11 protein-coding genes and 2 pseudogenes are annotated in these 13733 nt (G+C 34.9%); 4 read left to right on the top strand and 9 right to left on the bottom strand.

The annotated features are described in order from the left end of the window. Positions 1 to 159, bottom strand: a 159-nt coding sequence (locus Q0977_RS16950; RefSeq protein ID WP_299516042.1) for a DJ-1/PfpI family protein, incomplete at its 3' end; no start/stop codon positions are given. An 89-nt stretch (positions 160 to 248) separates the two neighbouring features. On the opposite strand from Q0977_RS16950, the pseudogene Q0977_RS16945 reads away from it, so the two are divergent. Both Q0977_RS16945 and Q0977_RS16940 read left to right on the top strand, forming a co-directional pair. Next, positions 249 to 442 (top strand): annotated as a pseudogene (locus tag Q0977_RS16945) (recombinase family protein); the annotation flags it as partial. A gap of 127 nt (positions 443 to 569) precedes the next feature. After that, on the top strand, positions 570 to 1718 hold the full coding sequence (locus tag Q0977_RS16940; protein WP_299516038.1) for a zinc-dependent alcohol dehydrogenase: 1149 nt from the start codon (positions 570 to 572) through the stop codon (positions 1716 to 1718). A gap of 999 nt (positions 1719 to 2717) precedes the next feature. Here the strand turns inward: Q0977_RS16940 and Q0977_RS16930 are convergent. From Q0977_RS16930 to Q0977_RS16915, 4 genes are all read right to left on the bottom strand, one after another. Next, positions 2718 to 2828 carry a helix-turn-helix domain-containing protein gene (locus tag Q0977_RS16930; protein ID WP_299516036.1) on the bottom strand — a complete coding sequence of 37 codons (111 nt, stop codon included), beginning with the start codon at positions 2826 to 2828 and terminating at the stop codon, positions 2718 to 2720. 122 nt (positions 2829 to 2950) lie between these two features. Continuing rightward, positions 2951 to 3172, bottom strand: coding sequence for a hypothetical protein (locus Q0977_RS16925; RefSeq protein ID WP_299516034.1), 222 nt, complete (start codon positions 3170 to 3172; stop codon positions 2951 to 2953). Between the two features lie 229 nt (positions 3173 to 3401). Next, positions 3402 to 4403, bottom strand: a complete 1002-nt coding sequence (locus Q0977_RS16920) for a hypothetical protein (RefSeq protein WP_299516040.1) — start codon at positions 4401 to 4403, stop codon at positions 3402 to 3404. A 684-nt stretch (positions 4404 to 5087) separates the two neighbouring features. After that, positions 5088 to 6458 carry an aldehyde dehydrogenase family protein gene (locus tag Q0977_RS16915; RefSeq protein ID WP_042493611.1) on the bottom strand — a complete coding sequence of 457 codons (1371 nt, stop codon included), beginning with the start codon at positions 6456 to 6458 and terminating at the stop codon, positions 5088 to 5090. A 652-nt stretch (positions 6459 to 7110) separates the two neighbouring features. Here Q0977_RS16915 and Q0977_RS16910 point away from each other — a divergent pair. Further along, positions 7111 to 8310: an NAD(P)/FAD-dependent oxidoreductase gene (locus tag Q0977_RS16910; RefSeq protein WP_042493612.1), complete on the top strand. Its 1200-nt coding sequence runs from the start codon at positions 7111 to 7113 to the stop codon at positions 8308 to 8310. 171 nt (positions 8311 to 8481) lie between these two features. Further along, entirely contained in the window at positions 8482 to 9738 is a 1257-nt protein-coding gene (locus Q0977_RS16905) for a cytochrome P450 (protein WP_299516028.1), read from the top strand. Between the two features lie 731 nt (positions 9739 to 10469). Here the strand turns inward: Q0977_RS16905 and Q0977_RS16900 are convergent. From Q0977_RS16900 to Q0977_RS16885, 4 genes and pseudogenes are all read right to left on the bottom strand, one after another. After that, a pseudogene (locus tag Q0977_RS16900) lies at positions 10470 to 10628 on the bottom strand (SDR family oxidoreductase); the annotation flags it as partial. A 724-nt stretch (positions 10629 to 11352) separates the two neighbouring features. Beyond that, entirely contained in the window at positions 11353 to 12381 is a 1029-nt protein-coding gene (locus tag Q0977_RS16895; protein WP_259705440.1) for a polysaccharide pyruvyl transferase family protein, read from the bottom strand. Positions 12382 to 12515: 134 nt separating this feature from the next. Further along, positions 12516 to 13289 (bottom strand): diacylglycerol kinase family protein, encoded by a 774-nt coding sequence (locus Q0977_RS16890; protein WP_299516024.1) that lies wholly within the window; start codon positions 13287 to 13289, stop codon positions 12516 to 12518. A 183-nt stretch (positions 13290 to 13472) separates the two neighbouring features. Continuing rightward, the coding region (locus tag Q0977_RS16885; RefSeq protein WP_299516022.1) for a hypothetical protein at positions 13473 to 13733 on the bottom strand (261 nt) is incomplete at its 5' end.

Genomic DNA, 13733 nt, shown 5'->3' with positions numbered 1-13733 from the left:
ATCAATGTTAATCTGAGTACCATGCTTACCTTCAACAGTGCCTTTTTCAAAGCTGATCGTTGTCACTTTGTGTCCTGCAGACTTAAGAGCCTCTACAGGTTCGGTATATTCAACGTCTTCGACTAGATTAGTCACCAAAACTGCAATTGATTTTGCCATGATAAAATTCCTCCTTTATTTATAGTATATAATATATACTTATAAATAATAGACCGCAATAAGGCACTTTTTTGTGCCTATCATAATCTTTAGAAAAATATGGTCCCGAAAAGATTTTTGTTGAAAAAAATCGGGCGCCACAATTGAGCAACTTCTAGTTTTTCAAGAAGCATTAGATTTTGTTCGAGAAGAAGATACGTTCATGGTAGAAGCGATTGATCGTTTGGGAAGAAATTATGATGAGGTTATTCGGACTGTAAATTATCTAAAGCAAAAAAATGTAAAAAGGGGACAAAGATAAAGAAGCTTCGTAAACATAAACGAAGTCTTTACTTTTGATTTATATAAAACAAGATGATAAACTGCTTTCAAAATCTGAAAATACCACTTTTACAAAAAGGAGAGATTTTATGCGAGCAGTAACATGGCAAGGAAACGAAAAAATGGAAGTCAAAACGGTCCCGGATCCTACGATTGAAGAACCAACTGACATGATTGTGCGCATCACAGCAACAGCTATTTGCGGTTCTGACCTGCATTTATACCATAACGGGAAACCGGTCATGGAAGAAGACTATGTGGTAGGGCATGAGCCTATGGGCATTGTAGAAGAAGTTGGTTCTGCAGTAACGAAAGTGAAAAAAGGCGACCGAGTCGTTATCCCTTTCAACATTGGTTGTGGAAAGTGTTATTTCTGTCTTAATCATATGGAAAGTCAATGTGCCAATTCCAACCATAATCCAATGTTTGATCAAGGCGGGTTGTTCGGTTTTGGTAAAATGAACGGAAATCACCCTGGAGGGCAAGCTGAATACTTACGTGTCCCATTTGCAGATTTTACTTCTTTTGTTGTTCCTGAAAGTAATCTACCAGATGAAAAGGTATTATTTCTATCAGATGTACTGCCAACAGCATATTGGAGTGTAGAGCATAGTGGTATGAAACCAGGAGATACAGTGATCGTATTGGGTTCTGGCCCTATCGGATTATTTGTACAAAAATTTGCCAAAATGAAAGGTGCTAAACGTGTAATTGCCGTAGATAACGTCGATCATCGTTTGCAGCATGCGCAAAAAATGAACGGCGTAGAGATCGTGAATTTTTCGGATGTTTCTAAAGTTGGTAGTGAATTGTATGAAATGACTAAGGGTGGTGCTGAGGTAGTAATTGATTGTGTAGGAATGGATGGTGTGACACCAATCAAAGAAAAAACTAAAGATATTCTTACCCCGCAAAGCGGTTCTTACTCACCAATACAAACAGCAAGTGAAGCTGTGAAGAAATTTGGGACGTTGATGGTAACTGGGGTTTATATGACTCCAGCAACGAATTTTCCTTTCCAAGATTTCTTCACTCGTAATGTGAATATTAAAATGGGACAAGCTCCGGTTATCCACTTGATGCCGAAAATCTATGACATGATTGAAAAAGGGGAATTCGACCCATCGGATATCATTACACATACAATGCCTTTAGAGCGTGCTGCTGAAGCGTACGATATTTTTGACAAAAAAGCAGATAATAACATTAAAGTGGTATTGAAACCAGGTATGTCTTAAAAGATAACGTCATGACATCGCTCAAACGTAGCAGGGTGGCTTTGCCAACTTGAAAGATGGTGTAGTTACGTCGACCGGCACGGAAACTATCAAGGAGTGTATCTTGCACCATAAATCATATATACCTTTCTGATTTATAAAATTACGGCAAAATATAGCGGAATTTCAGGGGCTATTATATCATTAAACGGAAAAGTCCCCACTATCTATAAATTAGATAATGGGGACTTTTTATAGGAATATAAAGAATTGAGTTAATTATAGACCATAATTTTGTTCATGTTTCTATCAATTAAATTTATTTTATTGGATTTTAAATGCCGTATTTAAAAATATTATTGTCAATATTACCGCTATAAACATTGAAATACCTAATTTAATAATTGTTAAAATAGATAATCCTACAAATGATGTTAATAAAGTCAGGTATAAGAATGACAATATTGTCATAATGAAATAAGTAATCAAGGTTTTTTTAACCATGTGCCACCTCTAGGTATAATTTTCGTTTATTATTTTATATGCACGTGCACGCATCCACTCAATTGTACATAATTTAATAATTAAATCAATATGTGGCCCTTACTATATGAATTCATAAACGAATTTAATTGGGATATGTTGAATATAAGTCTTCAAGAGAATCAATGGATAACGTTAGAAAAATCATTTAAAACAATATCTAATTTTTATAGATTAACAGATATTGAGCTAAATCAACCATTAACAACTAAAATACTGTTCGATATCTACCAATCAACTAATCAAAAACCAACCCTTAACCATGCAATTTTATTCGGCATTTTAAGGGTGATTATAGTGCTTTTTAAAAAAACAGCCCCTGTTATCTAGGGATTAGATAACAGGGGCTGTTTTAATAGTCTTTTCAAGGGGCGATTATGTAATTATAGCCCCTAAATAATCTTATCCCCAAATGCTTTTGATAACAGCTCCTATAGCGCAATTAATCGTTCAATATGGATAAGCAATTCCTAATTTCTATTCAGAAATCACCTGGCGACTAACACTTAACGTTTGTGAAAGTTGGTCTTGTTTTAAATTTCTCTTTTTACGTTCTTCTTTAATATGTTTGCCCAAAATCATAACCATAGTTTTGTATCTCCTATTGTTATTTAATTTTTTTGTGCGACAAACCAAATAAAAAAGCACGCTAATTACTAGCGCACTAGTTTGCAACCAATGGTTGCGAGATAAAACATTAATAATGTTATTTATAAATAATTATGTAGCCATTCTGGCATATTAGGATCATCTATTTCCCAACCATCTTCTGCAGTTTCACTTTCTTCCCAATTACTTTCTTGACCATTAAAAGACTTAAACCTATTACATTTATATTTGACTACTGTATTACCCTCTAATCGATATTCATACCAATAATAATTTTGTTTACCGTAGCCATGCCATTCGTTTGTTTCGTAAATTGTTGTCATGTCCATTCCCCCAAAAATGCTATTACATACTTAAATATAATAAATTACTTTTCCTATGCTAAATATAACTATTAGTGGAACGTTCTGTAATTTTATTTTTTCGAATTTCTTAATCATAATATCAACTTTTTTGATGCCTGTATTAAAGATAATTTAGGAATACTTGTGTTGTTACTTTTATAAACTTACTTTTCTCAATATATGATGATTGTTTATTTTGGGTCATTATTTATGTCCCTAAGTTATGGCACTTCCTCATGCCTTTGATTATAGGGGATAAAAAAATAGGCCACAACTTATCAGATTTAACCTGTCCGCTTAGATAAGCAAGTCCCTGGGCATGTTCCTGGGTCGTGAATTGTACTGGCGGATTGTTTTTCAACTGGTCTAAATCACGCTTTTCTAGTGATTTAAGTTCAGGATTATAATAAACAACTGCTGTATATAGGCGTTCTTTTTCATGTGTTTTAAAATAATCCGTTCGTTCGTTACCGAGCTTTGTTGCCCATAATTGCATTTCAGTCGCATCAGATGCCGCCACAACGATCTTAGCAGCTGGTGTTTTAGATGGCATTAACACACGGTCAGCAATCAATGCCAAGCCATCATTAAAACGTATCCCAAAATGATCAGCTAATTGCGAGATATCTTGCATGATTGCTAATGCATCTTGTTTATTGAGCAAAGTTTCTGTCGATTGTTGTAGTGAGGTCCTATTTGATAAATCTTCATTATGTTGTAATGCACTTTCGGTTAATTCATCGTCTTTTACCAAAAAGTAAATCAATAACAAATGAATTAAGTTTAAATCATTCTCGGAAATGCCAGCAATATCAAATGGATCGGTGTCCAAAATACGAATTTCTAAATATTTGACCTCATTTTCATTATCGATTTTTCGCTTGAATCGGACTGGTCCGTATACTTCATGCTCAGAAAATAACTTTCCTTGTGATATCAACTGTTCAATCTGTTGTTGATGATGGGTGTAATCAGTATCGTATGTTATTTTTTCACCTTTGTCATTGACGAAGCCATATTCACTTGTGCGTAATGAACGCACCGGTTTGGTAAGTTGTGGTGTTCTTGAATCCGAATCATTTAAATTAAATGGTGTTGCACCAAATAAATAGTTAAATAGCCAGCGGTGCGCAACAATTTGACGAGCAATATGAAAATAAACACCATTTTTAAACGCTTTAAAATTTGTACAGTTACTAGCATCAAATATATGCTTAAAATAGTAGGCCTACAATAACTAGAATCTACTAACTTTTAACTACAACTTGATTCATATATTTCACCTTGTAACATTTTGATTAATTTTCCAAGCGGGCTAACCCCGCTTCCTTAATTGACGCCTTTCACCAATTTCGTTTGGTGCTATAACATGTTTTACTAAGGTATAAGAAGTTATGTTTTTACAACATAAGTTAATTAATTAAAACAATTTAAAGGTCTTTCGGAGTTCTCGTGGATGTAACTAATAATCAAATCTTTTTCTGACCCAGCCGCATGTACTACAACATCACGAATTTGTCGTTTAGTTCTCCTTTCGTTTTCAAGCAAATCTTTTAGACGTGGAACAAGAAATTTGCTAATAAAATTGCTAGGATTTTAGAAAATCTATTATTCTCAACCATACGTGATGGAGTGAGCAAATAAAAATTTGTTTTCAAGTATAAACCATGAGTAATAGTTCAAATTTTCTAGCAGAAAGATTAGGGCGACCAAATTCTTTTAATAGAGGCAGTCTTTCTACTGCTGCCTGGATTTAGACATATAAAAACCCCTCCATAGCTACCAGGTGAATTATGATATTTCATCTGACGACCACAAAGGGATTACTGCATGGCTACAAATTGCTAGGTTGATGCTTTCCCAGCCTCTTGTGTTATTATTTTGGTTTAATAACCTAATTTAAAACTGTTTTAATGTTTGCGAACTCATAAATTCCCCAATCGCTGAGTTCCCTACCGTATCCCGAACTTTTGACACCACCGAAGGGTACTTCTGCTTGCTCATCTAGTACTTGATTAATCGCCACTTGGCCAGTTTCGATTTTGGTAGCCAACTGATTCCCATGCTTCACATCAGCCGTATAAATAGCGCCGCCTAGACCATGTCGTGAATCGTTAGCCAAATTTATCATTTCGTCTTCTGAACTAAAACGATAAATTTGGGCGACAGGTCCAAATAATTCCTCATCGTACATTGGATTATTACGTTCCATACCAGTCAATATTATCGGTGAAAATTGAAAACCAGGACCCTCATCAACATTTAGATTACCGTATAGTATTTTAGAACCACCAGCAACCACTTTCTCTACTTGTTCTTGCAATTTTTCTTTAGCGCTTTGTGACGATAATGGTGCTAGAGTAGTTTCTTCATTCAGAGGATTACCAGCCTGATAGGTATCAAATTCCTTTTTTACTTTATCTAAGAATTCATCGTAAATTTTGTCGCTAACTAAGTAGCGCTTGGCTGCCGTACAAACTTGACCTGCATTAGCCAGACGTGCTTGGGCGGCGTCCTTCGCAGCTTTGTCAATGTCTGCGTCATCTAATACTGCAAATATATCTGTTCCACCAAGTTCTAAAGTTGTTTTCATTAAATTTTTGGTGGCCTTAGCTGCTAAATTACTACCTGCTTGTTCTGATCCGGTCAAAGCAAAACCTTGTACACGTGGATCATCAATAATTTTGTCAATTTGATCATGCGTAGCAAAAATATTAGCAAAGGCACCTTCAGGTATACCAACCTTTTGACACGCTTTCTCGAACGCTTGCGCTGCTTGAGGAACAATACTAGCATGTTTTAATATGACAGGGTTCCCCAATATGAAATTAGGAGCGAATACACGCATTACCTGAGTAAATGGAAAATTCCAAGGTTCAACAGCTAGGACAATTCCAATACTTGAAAATTCTACGTGGGCTGTAGAGCCTACCGATAATTTATCGTAATTTTTGGGTTGTAAAAACGCTGGCCCTTGTGTGGCAAAATATCGGGCGTAATTTACAATTTTATTAACCTCAGTACGCGATTCACCTATCAACTTTCCCATATTAGTTGACGACAGGCGAGCATAATCTTCTAGGTGTGCTTCGAATTCTCCCGCCAGTCTATTCAACAGGTCCGCTCTCTTAGCAAAATCAACTCGTTTTGCATTTTGATAGTAACTTTCAGCTTTATCTAAAAGATCTTCGATTTCTTTATCCGTAGTATCTGTAAATTCCTGAATAACTTCCCCATTATACGGGTTAGTAGCTGTATATGCCATATATTATATTTTCTCCTTCAAAGGACTAGTTCTTACCTACCTCATTAATCTAAATGTTAGCAGCTAAAAAGGAAAATGCCAAAAAATGAGCCTGGGTAAAATTATAAGGATTAAATTTGAAACCAGATTTGTAGATAACTCCTACTTTTATTTTGACGCACAAAGTCCCTGACCCATGTTATTTGTTAGCTAGCTATGGTTAAGCTAATTTGGCTACGTCCTTAAATTATTTAATTGGTATATTTTTATTTGTATAACTCTGCTATAGAGAATGGATCACTAGTAATTTATAAGAGTATGACCTTAAATATCGCCTATGCCCATGATTATATTGAAGAGTTAATTAGTTTACTCGCTACTTGACATTTTCGGTTTTTCTCCAAGAATGGAAAATAATTTTTTTGACGTTGGTGAACTCATCTTAAATTCTTTTCATGCAAAAACGTAGTGAGGGTTTGTAAGGCTACTAAATGCCAAAAAGTGGCTTTTGGGTTTATTAAATCGCCCTGCGCTAAGGCATTTATCAGCTTTTGGCTCCTTGAGTTTCCTTATGTAATTTGAAAATGTTACAAACAGAATCATAATTTTTTTAATATAATCCATTTTATTTTACAATAAAATTAGCATTAATAATATATATGGAGGTAACTGTATGAAAAATGACGAAAACTATAATAATTATCGTTATGTCATCGTTGGTGGTGGTATGGTTGCAGGATACGCAATTAAAGGGATCCGTCAGAGAGATACAACGGGCTCAATCTTAGTTATTTCAAAAGAGGCCGACGTCCCATATGAAAGACCAGCTCTAAGCAAGAAGTTATGGTTAGATGATGAATTTACAGAAGAGGACATTAAAATTGGCGCTGAAACTTTTTCAGAAGTAAACTTTAAATTTGATACTTCTGTCACTAAAATCAATCGGCAAGATAAGCTGGCTAAATTGGACGATGATACAATAGTCCATTATGAAAAATTACTACTGGCTACGGGGGGTGAACCCAAGAGGGTTAAAGGACCAGAAGATCCACATGTCCTAGCATTTAGGGACTGGCCGGATTATCGGAGGTTACGCAAATTTAGCGGTAACGGCCAACATGTGGTTATTATTGGTGGTGGTTATATTGGTACAGAACTCGCTGCTTCCTTAGCACAAAATAATACTGAGGTGACTGTGATTTTCCCTGAACAATCTCTGGGTGAAGGGAAATTCCCTGAAAAAATTAGAGCTGAATATGAAGAAGCATTCAAGGAAAATGACGTCGCAATTTTGAGCGGTAAGACCGTTGAATCTTACGATCGAAAAGATGACCAGTTAATTGTAAAGACCACAGATGGTGCCAAAATCACTGCGGACACGATTGTTATCGGCCTCGGCATCACCCCAAACATCGAATTAGCTAAGACAAGTAAATTAGACTTAGCAGATGATGGTGTGAAAGTTGATGAGCACCTGCAAACTAGTGACCCAGCAATTTGGGCTGCGGGGGACATTGCTTCCTACCCCGATCGAATTTTGGGTCGCCAACGTATTGAGCACGTTGACCACGCACGATTTTCAGGTGAATTAGTTGGCCAAAACATGGCTGGTGCTGACTTGCCTTACCAACATACCCCCTATTTCTATTCAATGGTTTTCAATATTTCTTGGCAGGCAATTGGCTCGATTAACTTAGAATTAGAGCAATTATTTGACCAACGAGAAAATGGAACGATTATTTACTTCTTGAGGGGCAATCAATTAGCAGGTGTCCTAGTATGGAACGTTGTAGTGGACTTGGATGACGTTAGAAACCTGATCGCTAACCCACCTGTTGACGGGAAGCTAGTCGGTTTATTGAAGGAAAAGTAAGGTAGAGATCAATCGATTAAGTACCTTGTCCATAAGGCTGAGTAAGGTTAACAAAACCTTTACTATAACAAATATCCCGCAAGCCAAAGTAATCGGAGCTATTTATCAACATAATTTTATATTTTAGGTTATGATAAATTTAAATAGAAATAATTTAAGGAGGATATTATTTTGACAAGTATTCCTGAAGTAAAAGTCCATTTTAAAGATTTAAAAGCACTTTTTAACGCTGGTTATGGTGCTTTAGGAAAATTACATGAGGAAGTAAACGCCCCTGTCGTGAAAGCTCGTTTGCTAAACCAAGAGGTCGTTGCTGTATATGGCAAAGAAGCCGCTGAAAAATTTTACCACGCAACATATTTTAAGCGAGCTAATGCCATGCCAAAGCCTATTTTGAAAACCTTACAAGGTGAAACAGGCGTCCAGACTCTAGATGGAGATGAACATCTTAAACGTAAAGGCATTTTCATGGATTTAATGACACCAGACCGTATGGATGACTACCGTCAATTATTGGAAAAAAATTTAACCAATGCTTTAAATGAGCACCATGGTACTTTTGAACTTTACACCCTGGCTAAGAAGGTTTTATTTCAAACGATTTGTACTTGGTCTGGTATTAATTTAGGGCAACTTACAGAACAAGAAATTGATGCGTTGGCAGATGATCAAGTTGCCATGTTTGAAGGTGTAAATTCAGCTTCTGATCATTTAAACGGCGTCATTGGTCGGAAAAAAGCTGAAAAATGGGCCCAAGAATTATTGCAGGAAGCCCGCGAACACCCATTAGATAAAGACCGCAACCTAGCTTTATATGCCTTTGCAACGGCTAAAGACACTAAAGACAATTTATTATCACTAGAAACCGCAGCGGTGGAGTTATTGAATATTATCCGCCCAACAGTTGCAATTACTGTCTGGGTTGCACTAATGGGTCGCATATTATTCAATAAAACTGAAGTTTACCAAAAATTAGCTAATAACTTTGTTGAATTACAAGATTCATTTATTGAAGAGCTACGTCGCTATTATCCATTTTTCCCAATGATTCCAGCAACAAGTATTCAAGATGTTGAAATCGACGGTTATTTGATTCCCAAGGATAGTTGGGTTGTACTCGATATTTACGGTACTAACCACGATGCACGTTCTATGGAAAACGCAGATAGCTTCAAAGTGGATCGTTTCGTTGGAAAAACCAAACAAATATCTTATGATGAAGAATATGAAATGATCGCGCAAGGTGGTGGAGATTTCCGTCAAATGCATCGCTGCGCTGGCGAATGGATTACCCTACACACATTACGTGTCTTTAGTGACAAATTAGTCAATGATTACACTTTTTCTGTGCCTGAGCAAGACTGGGCGATCCCAATGAATCAGTTCCCAACTTATCCGCAAAGCAAAGTGTTACTTTTTAAAGAATAATGTGATGCATCACTTATAATCAGATTTTTTCAAATATTCTTTATGTCAAATAAACATGAATAGCGTACCAATTAAAAACGACTGTATAATTCCTAGCATGAAATGAAAAATTTCATGCTATTCCTTTTTCTTTTTTCACAAACTCTTTTGATTGGTTTTACAAAATTTCGCGCTAATTAGCATTCAGCCGAAAAAAGGCCTTCATATACACCAAAAAAGGTACATATGGAGGCTCCTAAAGGTAACTCAAAATAGTAATCACAGCCATCAGCTTAGATGGGACCCCCTCAAAGACAGGAAAAGGGATTCTATGAACTGTAGGGGCGTAATTATACTGCTTTATAGATCACCAAGCTAACCAATACCTCTTGGCGCGTTATCTACACCTACATCATTTCTGTTAAGCGCTTTAGCAAACGAAACGTCCTAGCTATATTCATTCATCCATAACTAGGAAGTTCTACTACTTCTCTCTATTTGCAATACGCTCATCAGAAAGTGGAGGAGTGTGGAAGTCAACTGACAAATTTTTCACGGAACAGTAGTGTTCATCGTCGTGAAAAATTTAACGTAGTTGATAATGCCTTCCTGTAGTCTGCCATATTGAGACAAGGCTAATCTGGCACATGGACAGCATACCACAAGGTTTATCACGTAAATAAGTTATAAGCGTTGTAACTACCCGGCTTTAATTAAGCGAGTAGCCAATGTTCCTTAGATTATTAGCATTCCTAACCATTTATAATTTTTCCCCCGTTAACATGTACCGTCTGGCCGGTGACATACTGGCTAGCACCTGAGGTTAAGTATAAGTAGGCTGGCGCCACTTCATATGGTTGGCCAGCTCGCCCCATTGGTGTCGTCTGTCCCCAAGTCTTTAACTGTTCTTTTTGCTTTTAACTGTTGGCAAAAACAATACATTAAAGATTGCCTTTTATATTTTTGATATTTTTTATACTTATAATATACAATTTGTATGACATACCAGGTTTAAAATAATAGCTTCTCTACAACTCATTTCCGAAAGGTGGCTTTAGGGCATTCACTGATATCATTTATGTTTAGCACTATGCTAATTGTTATAATTATCAACTTTGTTGCTGGCTTAATTACTGCCTGACCACTCAGGCGACTATCTGTAAGAATTATTGAATTTAATATGTACGCTAAGCGATATTAAAAACATTAACAAACAGGTAGGCACGCTCTAGTGGTCATTGTTCCTACTATGCAAGCGCTAAAAAACACCCTGTAGCTATTAGGTTGGTATGCTAAAGGGTGTTTTATAATGCTATTTATTTTTGCTACTTATTAGCTTCTGGGCCACGTTTTACATAAGAAGCTATTCTGCCTTCTTATAGTCTGCCGGTGCTGGCCTGCCCTTAACTTCTTTTTGTGGGCTTAATGAAGTAGATTCCTTCTCATTTTCATCTTTTTTTGTACTATCTTTAGTCATGATTAACCTCCCTACCTGTTTAATACTATATCTATTATAACAAAATAAATTCGTAATATAAAGTCTCCATAATTGCTAATAACAACTAAATACTCATACTTAATTGCGACTGTTTATTATAGTTACGAACTATCTAATAAAAGTTAATTGAGCCATATTTATAGTGACAATAAATTCTTGCCAACATATCGAGCAATTGTATCATGTAGTTGCTGGAAGTTTCTTTTGAAATTATATTCATGAGCTTTCTCGGCCAATAAAGAGTTAATCAGAGGTTTAATATATTCGTAATTATCCTCCTCAGTATAGTTCACCCAACTAATGTGTTCGAGCCAATCAGAATAAGCATATTTCCCTTTACTATAATTGTTTCCGAATAAAAGACATGGTGTACCAGTGATAACAGCAAATATCATAGCATGCCAACTATCAGTAATTACAATTTTTTGCTGTGAAAATGTTTTTAATTCTTCTTCATACGCTGATTGTCGAATTATAGGGGGAATCTTTTTGTATTTAGAAAAAACAGTATCATCATTTTTTAATGGATAGGGCTTTATCATCTCTGTAACTACATTAGATATAGATTGTCCCACAATAGTTTTAGTATCTCCATGTAGAATTAATAACGCCCCAGTTCGAATATCTTCTAAGCTTACTGAATTTAAATACAAAGCTATATCAGGAGTAAAAATAACTGAATTTCGAAAAGTTGATTGCATTTCGTAAAAGCTATGAGAATCCCGAGCCACTAGTACAAGATTAGGATTTTTGTTATAGGCATATTGACTTTTCTTTTTCTCAATCTTCCCTTGCTCACTATTTTCAAAAGTAATTGACTGCGGAAAAGATATGTTTAAGTTATCTGTAAATGTTGAAAATACCTTCCTTCTAGCTTCTTCATCTTTTGAATATAAATTTCCCATAGTGCTACCACCTGTAAACGCAATGATATCTTGGGGTTGTAAATTCTTTTTAATGATTGGAATTACTTCATCAACTTCTGACATAATTTCTACGTATTCATAATCAGGAAATTCATTTTCTATATACATCATCTCTGCTAGTGCTATAGCTTGATCATACATATTTGTATAGTTATTAATTCCAAACATATAAAATTTAGGTCGACCGTCTATGGGTAATTCATCTACAATAAGCGTTCTATTTATATAAAAATTTGCCATATTAAACTCATCCATTAAATATAAAATTATAAAGTAACTACTATAATATACCGGTATTATATATAAATTACTTTTCAGCAATAAAAGCAACAGTTGTTAGGTAAGCAATATTCTTTTAATACTAAAAATTATGCTTATGGTTTTATTAAATGGATATACTTATCTAAGTAGTTTATATATATTGGTAAAGATACACTAGGATCACCATCTATTCTAGTATTAATTTCATAACTAGAATCACTTTTAATCGTTACATTATAAGCTGATTCCTGAGTAACAGATTTTGATTTTTGTAATTTACCTGTTAACATAAACCATATATATGGTACTACTTTACTTATTTTAATATTATTTAATATACTAATATATATTCCTCTTGCATTGGTATCATTGTATTTGATACCTCCTATAGAATTTGTGGTCGTGAGCAAACAAAACCACGTTTTTAAGGTTCGAACATTACTTTTATCAAATTCATAAGTGACTAAAAAAGATTTGTTGTGACCAATGTGTTTAATTCCTTTGTAAATATATACCAAGGGCCCAAAATATCTTTTTTCAGATTGTCTAACTTCATTTGAAATGTCTGTTAAATTGCCAAATGCCAAAGAACTAATAATCGGTTTGCTGTGATTACAAACTGCTATTCCCACTGTATGAACTTTATTACTGTTACATATTAGATCTATAGCTTCTTTAGGTTTAGTAGGTATATTATGGTGTTTGGCAAAATTGTTAACAGTACCCATAGGGATTATTCCAATAGTGATATGAGAATCCAATTTTAATAGCGCAGTTATAGCAACATTAATCGTACCATCACCGCCAATTATAATTAGCTTAGATATTTTAGGAATAGCCTCCTGAATTAATGAAATTGTATTAGAACTACTGCGAGAAAAAATCAATTTAGACGTAATTCTTTTTTTTTTAAATTTTCAACAAGATGGTGTGCAACTTGTTCGGACTTACCATCTCCAGCAATTTCGTTATAAAAAATTCCATATGTTATGGACATATTAATATCTCCTAATCATTGATATAAATTTATCTTTTTACAGGTCCGTTAGTTAAATTACTAATATATACAATTATGACTTAGGATAAGATTGCCCACTTAAGTTCTCAATCATATTCTTGACTTTTTGATCGACATCATTAGGATTTCCACCATTTTTAACTCTTTGAATTTCTTGGTTAATTTTGTTACTAGTTTCAAAAGTTAGATTGAATTTACGAACAACGTACCACGCCAAAAAAATAAAGAAGAGAGCATAAAATATCTTGTGTAAATGCATAAAAGATTTCTGAATTGTATAGAAATAGGGAATGCCTTCCCTTATGATATTTAG

The sequence above is a fragment of the uncultured Rummeliibacillus sp. genome (assembly GCF_934216135.1).
Lineage (GTDB): Bacteria > Bacillota > Bacilli > Bacillales_A > Planococcaceae > Rummeliibacillus.
This window is presented reverse-complemented; position numbering and strand designations above follow the sequence as displayed.